We start from the raw sequence: 10447 nt of genomic DNA, 5'->3' as shown, positions 1-10447 counted from the left end.
GCCGTGGACGCGCCCCCGGGGGAGCCTTCTCCCTGCGGGACGCCCCGGTGCTCACCGCGGACGTCCGGGCGGTGCCGGGCGCCGTCGCACCGGCCGCCGCGGGCTCCGCCGACGCCGACGACGGCCGCCGCGCGGAAGGCATGATGGGCCGATGACTTCCTCCCTCCCCACCCGCAGCCAGGCCGTGGCCGAGGCCCTGGCGGCGGCCGGCGTCCCCGGTGGGATCCGCCTCCTGCCCGACTCCGCGCGCACCGCGGCCGAAGCCGCCGCCGCGCTCGGCTGCGAGGTCGGCGCCATCGCGAACAGCCTGGTGTTCCTCTGTGACGGTGCGCCGCTGCTGGTGATGACCAGCGGTGCCCACCGGGTCGACACCGTCCACCTGGCCGGGCGGTTGGGAACCGGCCCGATCGAGCGCGCCACCGCCGTCCAGGTCCGCGAGGCCACCGGCCAGGCCATCGGCGGCGTCGCCCCGACCGGCCACCCGGCCCGGCTGCGCACCGTGGTCGACACCGCGCTGCAGCAGTACGACGTGCTCTGGGCGGCCGCCGGGCACCCGCACACGGTCGTACCGATGACGTACGAGGAGTTGCTGCGGGTGACAGCCGGAACCCCGTCCGTCGTCACGCCTGGCTGAACCCCGTCCGTCAGCCGGATGGCGGATGTCGAGCTGCGGGTTCCGTGGCCGGCCACATACTGGAGGAGTGGGAGGGACCCGGGCGTCATTTTCGCCTCCGGCCCCGCCGGTATGGAACCCGACCACGAACGGCAGATCCGGTGCCGCAACCCCGTCTCTCCTGGGCGCAGTCGCCTCGGCGGCGGCCTGAGCGAGCGGAGCACCGGTGCGACGAGAGAAAGAAGCCGCACAATGAGTTACTTCGACCGTCGAGACCATGGCAACGGACGTCGGAACCGCCGTCGTCGTCGCTCCAACCGCCGTCGTCGTTTCGGCATGTGGTGACGGAGGGACCGGTACGGGTCGCTTCTGGCAACCCGTCATAGTTTCCAACCCCGGGGCCGGCGGTTCCACCGCCGGCCCCATCATCGTGAACGGGGTGCGCCATGCACGGTGCGACGGCCTCGGGGAACCGAACGGAGGAATCCGACGGGAGGACGGACGAGGGGGGGAACGAGGGGCCGGACCGGGAGGTCGACGAGAGGCCCGACGGTACCGGCGCGCAGGGGCCGGTGGCGGACTCGCCGGCCATCCCGCTGCGCGGACTGTTCCACCGGTTCTGGCCCTGGGTGCGCCCCGACGCGCGCTGGCTCCCGGTGGCCGCCGTCCTGCTCGTTCTCGGAGCGTTCGGCGAGGTCGTCTCGGTCTGGCTGTTCAAGGACCTCATCGACGACGTCCTCGTCCCACGGCGTTTCGCCGACTTCTGGCCGCTCGCCGGCGCCATGCTCGGCGCCGCCGTCGCGGCCGCCCTGTTCGCCTTCGCGGGCACCTACACGAGCACCTGGATCGCCGAACGCTACATGCTGCGGCTGCGCACCGACACCCTCGCCCACCTGCACACCCTGCCGCCGGACACCCTGGAGACCCGCTGGCGCGGAGACCTGGTGGCCCGGATGACCGCCGACATCGCGGCGATCGAACAGATGGTGGCGACCGGCATGGTCGAGGGCGCCGTGGCCGGCATCAGCCTGCTGCTGTTCATCGGCGCCGCGTTCTACCTCAGCTGGCCGCTCACCGTGGCCGCGCTGCTCGTCGCCCCCCTGTTCATCCTCTCCACCAGCCTGTTCGGGCGGCGCATCCGCGCCCGCGAACGCCAGGTCCAGCGCCGCGCGGGCGGCATCACCGCACTGCTGGAGGAAAGCCTGCGCAACGCCGTGATCACCCGGACCTACGGGCAGGAGCACCGCGAGGTCGAACGGGTCCACCGCGAGGGCCGGGCCCTGCTCGACGCCGAACTCGCCGCCGCCCGCGTCTCCGACCTCTACCAGCCCTTCCTCAGCGTGCTGCAACTGCTCGCCGCGCTGGTCGTGGTGGGCGTCGGCGCGCTGGAGGTCATCCACGGGAAGCTGAGTCTCGGCGGACTGCTCGCCTTCGCGGCCTTCATGGCCCAGCTCTTCGAGCCGGTCCAGCAGCTCGCCGCACTCGTCCCGCTGGCCGGCGCCGCCTGCGCCTCCGGCGAGCGGGTCCTGGAACTGCACGACATGACCAGCCCGGTACGGGAGAGCGACGGCGCCCGGGACGTCGGGCCGGTGCGCGGCCGGGTCACCTTCGAAGGCGTCCGCGTCGCCTACCCGGGCAGCAACGGCAGCACCGGCCCGCCCGTCCTCGCCGGCGTGGCCTTCGACGTCCCGCCCGGCGAGACCCTGGCCCTCGTCGGGCCCAGCGGCAGCGGCAAGTCCACCCTCGCCAAGCTCCTCGTCCGCTTCCTCGACCCGGAGGCGGGCACCATCCGCCTCGACGGCCACGACATCCGCGGCCTCACCCTCGCCTCGCTGCGTCACGCCGTCACCCTGCTCCCGCAGCAGGCCCCGCTCTTCCACGCCACCATCGCCGACAACATCGCCTACGGCCGCCCCGGCGCCCCACAGCCCGAGATCGAACGCGCGGCCCGGACCGCCGGCGCCCACGACTTCGTCACCGCCCTCCCGGACGGCTACGGCACGACCATCGGCGCCGACGGCTTCCAGCTCTCCGGCGGCCAGAGCCAGCGCATCGCCATCGCCCGCGCCCTACTGCGCGACACCCCGGTCCTCGTCCTCGACGAACCCACCACCGGCCTCGACCCGCACACCGTCGAGCAGCTCATCCCCCCGCTGCGCCGCCTGATGGCCGGGCGCACCACCGTCCTGATCACCCACGACCGGGCCCTCCTGTCGCTGGCCGACCGGGTGCTCACCATCGGTCCACCGGGCGCAGACCGCCAGGGTGCCGGCCTCCGGGGCACCGGCCCGGACACCGGTTCGGGTATTCGCCCGGTCGCGAGCCTGGTCGCCGCGCTCCGGGCGCTGCGGGATCGCTGAGGCCCGGGCGCCGGAGCGCTGCCCCCGGCCGGGGGATACTGCCGCAATGCTGTTGACGTGGATCGCCGAGCTGGCCGACGAGCCGCTCGCGCTGGAGCCGGACGACCACCCGGTGGAGTGGGAGACCAACACCTGGTGGCTGAGCGCCGAGGTCGAGGACCGGCAGGCGCTGACGACCGAGGAGGTGGTGGACGCCTTCGAACGGACCGCCGCCCTGCTCCGGGAACGGGTCCGGGCGCTGGGCCACGACGGGCCGGCCACGTTCTACGTCTGGCACGATGACCAGGCCGGGCAGCTGCGGTGCTCGACCGGGTCGGTCGGCGCGGACGACCTGCCGTTCCGCGGCGCGTACGAGCCGGTGGCGGACCTCGGGCCGATCGTCGCGGACTTCCTGGCCGACGAGGAGCCCGGCGTGACCAGGCTGACGGACGAGGCGGACGAACAGGAGTCGGTGATCGGATTCTTCCCCGTCTGGGTCCGTGACGTCGGAAACGCCGGGGCCGTCGGGGCGGCGGACTACGCGCCGAGGTAGTGCAGGACGGCCAGGATGCGGCGGTTGTGGTCGGTGGTGCGGGGCAGGTCCAGCTTGTCGAAGACGGCGTTGAGGTTCTTCTCCACCGCGCTCAGCGAGACGTGCAGCCGCTGGGCGATGGCGGCGTTGGTCCAGCCCTCGGCGAGCGCCTCCAGGACGCTGCGCTCGCGCGGAGTGAGCCGGGCCAGCGGATCGGTGCGCGTGGTGCGCACCACCAGCCGGCGGACCACCTCCGGGTCGATCGCCGCGCCGCCCGCCGCGACCCGCACCAGGGCGTCCAGGAACTCCTCGACCTCGGCCACCCGGTCCTTCAGCAGATAGCCGACCCGCTCCGCGCCCGCGTCCAACAGCCTGGCCGCGTAACCGCGTTCGATGTGCTGGGAGAGCACCAGCACGCCCACCTCCGGCCAGCGCTCACGGATCTCCACCGCTGCCCGCAGCCCCTCGTCGGTGTGGGTCGGCGGCATCCGGATGTCCACCACCACGACGTCCGGCCGCTGTTCGGCCACCGCCGCCGTCAGCGCCGTCGCATCGCCCACCGCGGCCAGCACCTCGTGCCCCTCCTCGACGAGCAGGCGGACCAGGCCCTCCCGCAGCAGGGTCGAGTCCTCGGCGAGGGTCACGCGCATGGCAGCTCCGCGGTGATGACGGTGGGGCCCCCGGCGGGGCTGTGGACGTGGAGGGTACCGTCCAGCGCGGCGACCCGCCCACGCAGGCCGGTCAGGCCGCTGCCCGACGGGTCCGCGCCACCACCGCCGTCGTCCTCCACCCGTACCGTGAGCAGGGTGGCGGTCCTCTCGACCCGGGCCGAGACCGCCGAGGCGGCGGAGTGCTTGGCCGCGTTGGTGACGCACTCCGACACCACGAAGTACGCCGCCGTGCGCACCGGTTCGGGCAGCGGGCCGGCCACCTCGTAGCGGAGCCGCAGCGGGACGGGGCACCGCTCGGCCACCCCGCCCAGCGCCTCCTCCAGCCCCAGGGTGTCCAGCGCCGACGGGTACGCCCGCCAGGCCACCTCGCGCAGCTCGGTCAGCACCTCCTGCGCCTCCTTGTGGGCCTGGCGCAGCAGCGCCTCCGTCCGCTCCGGGTCCCGGTCGCGGCCCAGGCCGCGCCGCGCCCGGCCGAGCAGCATCGCCAGCGCCACCACCCGCTGCTGCACGCCGTCGTGCAGGTCCCGCTCGATCCGCCGCCGCTCGGTGTCCACCGCCTGCACCACCGCGGCCCGGCTGTCCGCCAGTTCGGCGATCCGGTGGCGCAGCAGCTCGGCCTCGGACGGTCCGAAGCACTCCCTGGCGGTCCTGGCGTCCAACGCGGCCAGCGAGAACAGGCCCTGCACGGCCAGGAAGAGCAGCACCCCGCCGAGCAGCACCTGGGTCGCCAGCTCCTCCCAGCCGAGCGAGCCGCGCAGCACCCCGCCGACCAGCAGCACGGCCAGCACCGTCCCGAAGACCAGCAGCCCCAGCACCACCCCGGCGACCAGCCCGCCGCCGCTGCGCACCACCAGGTAGCGCAGCAGCCTGCGGTCGTCCGCCCGGTAGTGGCGGGGGAAGCGGTCGCCGAAGAACGCGCTGCGCCGGGCCCGTTCCACGGCGGCCAGCCGGCGTACCCCGGACAGCAGGGCCGGCGCCGCGTACGGGCGGGTGCGCGGCCAGAGCAGGAACGGGCCGAGGGCGACGGCCGCGAGGAGGAGGTACAGCGCGGCGAGGACGGCGCTCGGGCAGCCGATCAGAACTCCGGCGGCCCGGCGCGGCCATGACGTGGTGTCTGCTCCATCCCCCTGCACGGGGTCCGAGCTTACGGGGCCTGCCGGGGCTACGGGGCCCGCCGGGGTTGTGGGGTCTGCCGGGCCGCTCACCGGGCGCGGCGGTGCTGGGCGGCGCTGTTGCGTCCGCGCCAGCGCATCGCGACGTACCCGGCCACGGCCACCACGACGAGCACCAGGACCGCCTTGGAGAGCAGGCCGACGTACGTCTCCACCACGTCCCAGCGGTCCCCGAGCAGGAACCCGGCCATCACCAGCACGCTGTTCCACACCAGGCTGCCGATCGTGGTCAGCATGACGAACGCGGGAAGCGGCATCCGCTCGACCCCGGCCGGCACGGAGATCAGGCTGCGGAAGATCGGCACCATCCGGCCCAGCAGCACCGCCTTCGTCCCGTGCCGGGCGAACCAGGCCTCGGTGCGCTCCAGGTCCGAGGCCTTGACCAGCGGCAGCCGGGCCCAGATCGCGTGCATCCGCTCCCGGCCGAACAGGGCGCCCAGCCAGTAGAGGACGACGGCTCCGGCGACTGAACCGAGGGTGGTCCAGGTCAGGGCGGAGGCGAGGCTGATCACGCCCTGCCCTGCGGCGAAGCCCGTCAGCGGCAGGATCACCTCGCTGGGCAGCGGCGGGAACAGGTTCTCCAGCGCGATCGCCAGGCCCGCCCCGGGGCCGCCCATGGTGTCCACCAGGTCGGCGGCCCAGCCGGCGAAGCCGTCGGCGGGCTGCTGGGCGATGGCGAGGACGGTGTGCTGCATGCGGGGCTCCAGGGTGGTCGGGGCGCCGGCGCTGGTGCGTCCGGCTCTGTTCTCCACGCTAGAAATCGCAGGTCAGCGGCGGTATGAGGGTTTCCGGCGAACCTCCTGCGGGAAACCGCACCGCCGCGCCCTGCGGCTTTCCGCAGGGCGGCTTATCCAGTGGCGACGGCCGCGGTCGTCTTGTCAGGATGTCTCCATGAACGACGCCTTCACCCTGGCCTGGCAGTACACCGCCGGACTCGTCCACCCCGAGGGACTGCCGATGGCCGCCGCCGAACTGCTGGCGGCGGGTGTCGGCGAGGAGTCGCCCGCGCTGTGCGAGCTGGCGGGGCGGCGGGGCCGTGGCGAGCCCTCGGCCGAGCTGACGGAGCTGCTGTGGCAGGCGATGGCCGAGCTCGGCCTGCCGGTGCCGGACGACGACCTCGTCCGGCGCTGCGTGCTGCACCGCACGGCGGCCCGGCTGACGTCGGGGGAGATCACGCCGGGGGAGGCCGTCGTCAGGCTCTGGCACCTGGGCGGCTCGAACGCGACCGCGGCGGAAGAGCGGCTCGTGGAGGTGGTCGACCAGCTCTGCTGCCCGGACTGCCTCGACGGCTGGGCGCCCGGGACGCAGCAGACATGGGAGCAGGAACTGAGGGCGGCGGCCGTCGCGGTGACGGCCGAACCCGACCATGAGCTCACCGCTTCCTGGTACCGGGACTGACCACCCCCGCACCGTGCCACCGGGCACCGCCGGGGCCCTCCGCCCCACCCCGGGCCGGCTCAGCGGTTCAACGCGGCCACCGTCTCCCGGGTCAGCTCCCGCGCCCGGGCGACGGTGGCCGTCAGCTCGGCCGCAGACCCGCCGGGCGCGGCGAGCAGGCCGCGCACGCGCGGACCGAAGTCCGGTGGGGTGTCGGGCAGTTGCTCAGCGGCGGCCAGGGCGCCCTTCTCGTTGAGGCACCAGCGGCGGTGATGGGCGTACAGGGCCTGGACCAGGATGCCGACGGCGCGGGACAGGCAGAGCGAGACGTGCAGGGCGTCGGCGCGGGCGGCGCTCTTCGCGGCGGTGTCGAGCAGGAAGCCGGCCTCCCAGGCGGCCGCGGTGAGGGCCCCGCGCAGCGGCTCCGGGTAGTCGGCGGTCTGCTCCTTGAGCCGCGCCAACTCCCCGGTGGGGTCGGCCAGCGGCTGCCCGAGGGCGACCTCGCCCGGGTAGCAGGGCGACCAGAAGCCGAGCGGGTGGCCGGCCTGCGTCCCCACCTCGTAGCGGCCCTCCCGGCAGTCCGCCCACACCTGCCCGACCCGGTCGAGGTCCCGCAGGATCCAGTCCACGGCGACACCGTCGACCCGCAGCCATGCCCCGCCGTTCACCCACGGGCCCCAGCCGCCCGGGCCGGCCACCTCGACCTCCGGCCCGGCGAGCGCCCGCAGCGCGTCGAGGTCGAGGCCGCCCCGGTAGTACACCCCGAGGTCCCAGTCCGACTCCGGCCGCTCCTCGCCCCGCGCCCGGCTCCCGCCGAGCATCACCCCCACCACGCCCGGCACGCGGGTGAGTTGGCCGGCCATGTCCTCGATGATCGCGCGCATGGAGGAGAGTCTGGCAGGTGGTGCGGCGCCCGGCCGGGGAATTCCGGGTGCCCGGCGCGCTGAGGAAGGCCGGAAGGGCCGGGCGGTCAAGGGGAGTTCGGTGCTGTGAAGTGCCGTGTCGGCGTTGCGGCGGCGTCTGCGGAGGTGTCACCACTCCTCGCCACTCTCAACGTATAGCGCACGGGGGGCCTTGCCGCAAGGCCCCGGTGATGCCGCAGAATCACCGGCTCAAGGACGCAGTGCACGAACGGGGAGTCACGAAGTGCGAGTGGTGTTGTCGACGTACGGGTCGCGCGGGGACGTCGAGCCGATGGCCGCGCTGGCGTTGCGGCTGAAGGAACTGGGCGCCGAGGTACGGGTGTGCGCGCCGCCGGACGACGAGTCCTCGGCGCGGCTGGCCGAGGCCGGAGTGGAGCCGGTGCCGGTCGGGCAGTCGGTGCGCTCACTGGTCAGCGGGCCGCCCCCGGCACCCTCGGACCTCCCCAAGCGCGCCGCCCGGCTGGTCGAGCAGTTCCACGCGGCGGTGCTCGGAGCGGCCGAGCCGGGCGGCGCGGTGGTGGCCACCGGCCTGTTCCCGGCGGTGGCCGGCGCACAGGCGGCGGCCGAGCAACTGGGCGCCCGCTTCGCGTGCGTCGCCCTCCAGCCGACCATGCTGCCCTCCCCGCACCACCGGCCGTTCGAGTACCCGATGCGGCCGTACCCGCCGGAGGTGACCGACCCCCGGGAGCTGTGGGAGCTCAACATCGGGACGATGAACGCCCTGTTCGGCGAAGCGGTCAACACCCACCGGGCGGCGGTCGGGCTGCCGCAGGTCGACAACGTCCGGGACCACGTCCTCACCGGACGGCCGTGGCTGGCCACCGACCCGCTGCTCGACCCGTGGCCCGGTTCCGAGGGGGACGGCGGGGTCTGGCCCGAGGTGGTGCAGACCGGCGCGTGGATCCTGCCGGACGAACGCCCGCTGCCCGCCGACCTGTCGGCCTTCCTGGCGGCCGGCGACGCACCGGTGTACGTCGGCTTCGGCAGCATGCCGCTGCGCGACCCGGCGGACGCCGCCCGGACCGCCGTCGAGGCCGTCCGGGCGCAGGGCCGGCGGGTGCTGCTCGGCCGCGGCTGGGCCCGACTCGCCGAGGTGGACGGGGCCGAGGACTGCTTCGTGGTCGGCGAGGTCAATCAGCAGGCACTGTTCCCGAAGGTCGCCGCCGTCGTCCACCACGGCGGCGCGGGCACCACCACCACGGCCGCCCGGGCCGGCACGCCCCAGGTGCTGGTCCCGCAGATGGTGGACCAGCCGTACTGGGCCGCGCGGGCGGCGGAACTGGGCATCGGCGTCGCCCACGACGGCCCGACCCCGACCACCGAAACCCTCACCGCCGCCCTCCGTCACGCCCTCGCCCCCGCCACCCGTGAGCGCGCCGCCGCCCTCGCCGCCGGCATCCGCACGGACGGCGTAGCGGTGGCCGCGAAGCTGCTGCTGGGCTGAGCGGTGGGCGAGGAGTGGGAAGTCGGCGGGGCCGACTTCCCACTCCGCAAACCGCTGGTAGGGCAGGTGGCCGCCCTCCGCGAGTACCTCGCCGTGCTGGACGAGGCCCTGCCCCTGATCGAGGACGAGTACGGCGCCTCCTACTTCACGGACCTGCGGACGATGGCCGCGATGGTGGCCGAACGCCACCCGCTCGGCGTGGAGGAGCAGGCCTCCTAGCCGGCCGCCGTACCCCGGGCACGCCGCAGGGCGAGGTGCGTCAACCAGGCCGGCCCGAAGGTGAACGGTGCGGCGGTGTCCTCCGCGGGCCGGGGACGGCGACGCAGACCGCGTCGACCGCCAGCGGCACCCAGGGGCCGAGCACGAGGTGCCGGACGGGCACGTTGCCCGGCGCGAGCTTCGCCACGAAGGGGACCAGGAACCCCACCACCGCGAGGGGGACCGTCGCACCGGTGTGCTTCACCGCCTCGAAGACCGTCCAGGCGAGCAGTACCGGTCCCAGCCCGCCCCACCCCGCCGCCTGCCTCGCCGGAACCCCGTCAGCCGTCACCGCTCCAGCCAGCCACGGGCCGGTTCCTCAGGAGGCCGTTTCCCTCATGAGGCCGGTTCGGTCAGGAACTTGGAGCCGGCGTCCGGGAGCTTGTTGCCGTCCCTGTCGAAGAACTGCCAGGACTTCGCCCGCAGGGTCCCCGGGCGGGCCACCACCATCGCGCGGACGGGGGAGTCGGCCACGGTGACGAACGGCGGCTCGGTGGTGGAGCCGTCCGCCCAGGTCACCACCACCCGGCCGACGTCCGGGCCGAGCGAGAGCAGCACCACGTCGAGCGGGGCCACGGTGTCGTCCTTGCCCCGGTGGCCGACCATGCCGCCGCCGAAGCTCGTCCTGCTGCGCGGGTCCACCTTGCCCGGGGCCGCCTGGGTGCCCTCGGAGTCATGGCCGAGCCGCACCCCGTCCACCGTGAAATAGACGTTGACGACATCGGAGTCGGGCTGCCAGTACTGCCGAACGAAGTCCTCCGTCGGCCTGGGGACCGCCGGGTCGTACCGGCTGCGCTCCTCCCACACCGCCGTCGCCTGCTCGAACGCCCGCTCCTGCGGGGCCTCGGGCCACAGCGACTCCCACAGCTGCCACTGCTTGCCGTCCGGGGTCCGGTCCTGGCCCAGCAGCACCCGGACCGGGGTGAGCGGGTCTCGCACCGCGGGGGTCGCGCTCGTCGCGGGGGCGGTCGCCGGGGCGAGCACGGCGCCGGTGCCCGCCGGGCCGATCCCGTGGGCGGGAACCGGGTTCGGGCGCAGCTGCGCCAGTACCCCGCCGGTCAGGGCCACCACCGAGGTCAGTGCCACGGCGCCGACCACCGTCCGGCGGCGGTGCCGCA

12 protein-coding genes are annotated in these 10447 nt (G+C 74.6%); 6 read left to right on the top strand and 6 right to left on the bottom strand.

The genetic code is table 11. The annotated features are described in order from the left end of the window. Window positions 1-151 precede the first annotated feature (151 nt). From KS423_RS27415 to KS423_RS27405, 3 genes are all read left to right on the top strand, one after another. Window positions 152-634, top strand: coding sequence for a YbaK/EbsC family protein (locus KS423_RS27415; protein ID WP_224282452.1), 483 nt, complete (start codon window positions 152-154; stop codon window positions 632-634). Between the two features lie 551 nt (window positions 635-1185). Then, window positions 1186-2973, top strand: a complete 1788-nt coding sequence (locus KS423_RS27410; protein WP_224282451.1) for an ABC transporter ATP-binding protein — start codon at window positions 1186-1188, stop codon at window positions 2971-2973. Between the two features lie 46 nt (window positions 2974-3019). Then, on the top strand, window positions 3020-3505 hold the full coding sequence (locus KS423_RS27405; protein ID WP_224282450.1) for a hypothetical protein: 486 nt from the start codon (window positions 3020-3022) through the stop codon (window positions 3503-3505). On the opposite strand, the gene KS423_RS27400 is transcribed toward KS423_RS27405, so the two are convergent. From KS423_RS27400 to KS423_RS27390, 3 genes are all read right to left on the bottom strand, one after another. Beyond that, on the bottom strand, window positions 3490-4134 hold the full coding sequence (locus tag KS423_RS27400) for a response regulator transcription factor (protein ID WP_224282449.1): 645 nt from the start codon (window positions 4132-4134) through the stop codon (window positions 3490-3492). The two genes, KS423_RS27405 and KS423_RS27400, sit on opposite strands and share 16 nt — an antisense overlap. Continuing rightward, on the bottom strand, window positions 4125-5288 hold the full coding sequence (locus KS423_RS27395) for a sensor histidine kinase (RefSeq protein WP_224282448.1): 1164 nt from the start codon (window positions 5286-5288) through the stop codon (window positions 4125-4127). Before KS423_RS27395 ends, KS423_RS27400 begins: the two co-directional genes overlap by 10 nt. A gap of 68 nt (window positions 5289-5356) precedes the next feature. Continuing rightward, on the bottom strand, window positions 5357-6022 hold the full coding sequence (locus tag KS423_RS27390; protein ID WP_224282453.1) for a DedA family protein: 666 nt from the start codon (window positions 6020-6022) through the stop codon (window positions 5357-5359). Between the two features lie 196 nt (window positions 6023-6218). Here KS423_RS27390 and KS423_RS27385 point away from each other — a divergent pair, with 196 nt between their 5' ends. After that, window positions 6219-6725 (top strand): hypothetical protein, encoded by a 507-nt coding sequence (locus KS423_RS27385; RefSeq protein WP_224282447.1) that lies wholly within the window; start codon window positions 6219-6221, stop codon window positions 6723-6725. Window positions 6726-6784: 59 nt separating this feature from the next. Here KS423_RS27385 and KS423_RS27380 read toward each other — a convergent pair whose 3' ends face one another. Next, on the bottom strand, window positions 6785-7588 hold the full coding sequence (locus KS423_RS27380) for a nucleotidyltransferase family protein (protein ID WP_224282446.1): 804 nt from the start codon (window positions 7586-7588) through the stop codon (window positions 6785-6787). A 262-nt stretch (window positions 7589-7850) separates the two neighbouring features. Here KS423_RS27380 and KS423_RS27375 point away from each other — a divergent pair, with 262 nt between their 5' ends. Both KS423_RS27375 and KS423_RS27370 read left to right on the top strand, forming a co-directional pair. Beyond that, the gene (locus KS423_RS27375) at window positions 7851-9071 is read left to right on the top strand and encodes a glycosyltransferase (protein ID WP_224282445.1); all 1221 of its coding nucleotides are present in this window, start codon (window positions 7851-7853) and stop codon (window positions 9069-9071) included. A gap of 66 nt (window positions 9072-9137) precedes the next feature. Then, complete coding sequence (locus tag KS423_RS27370; RefSeq protein WP_224282444.1) at window positions 9138-9290, top strand: hypothetical protein; 153 nt, start codon at window positions 9138-9140, stop codon at window positions 9288-9290. Window positions 9291-9330: 40 nt separating this feature from the next. On the opposite strand, the gene KS423_RS27365 is transcribed toward KS423_RS27370, so the two are convergent. Both KS423_RS27365 and KS423_RS27360 read right to left on the bottom strand, forming a co-directional pair. Beyond that, window positions 9331-9621 carry a hypothetical protein gene (locus KS423_RS27365; RefSeq protein WP_224282443.1) on the bottom strand — a complete coding sequence of 97 codons (291 nt, stop codon included), beginning with the start codon at window positions 9619-9621 and terminating at the stop codon, window positions 9331-9333. 44 nt (window positions 9622-9665) lie between these two features. Next, window positions 9666-10447, bottom strand: a 782-nt coding sequence (locus tag KS423_RS27360; protein WP_224282442.1) for a hypothetical protein, incomplete at its 5' end; no start/stop codon positions are given.

The sequence above is a fragment of the Streptomyces sp. LS1784 genome, from assembly GCF_020103755.1.
GTDB lineage: Bacteria > Actinomycetota > Actinomycetes > Streptomycetales > Streptomycetaceae > Kitasatospora.
This window is presented reverse-complemented; position numbering and strand designations above follow the sequence as displayed.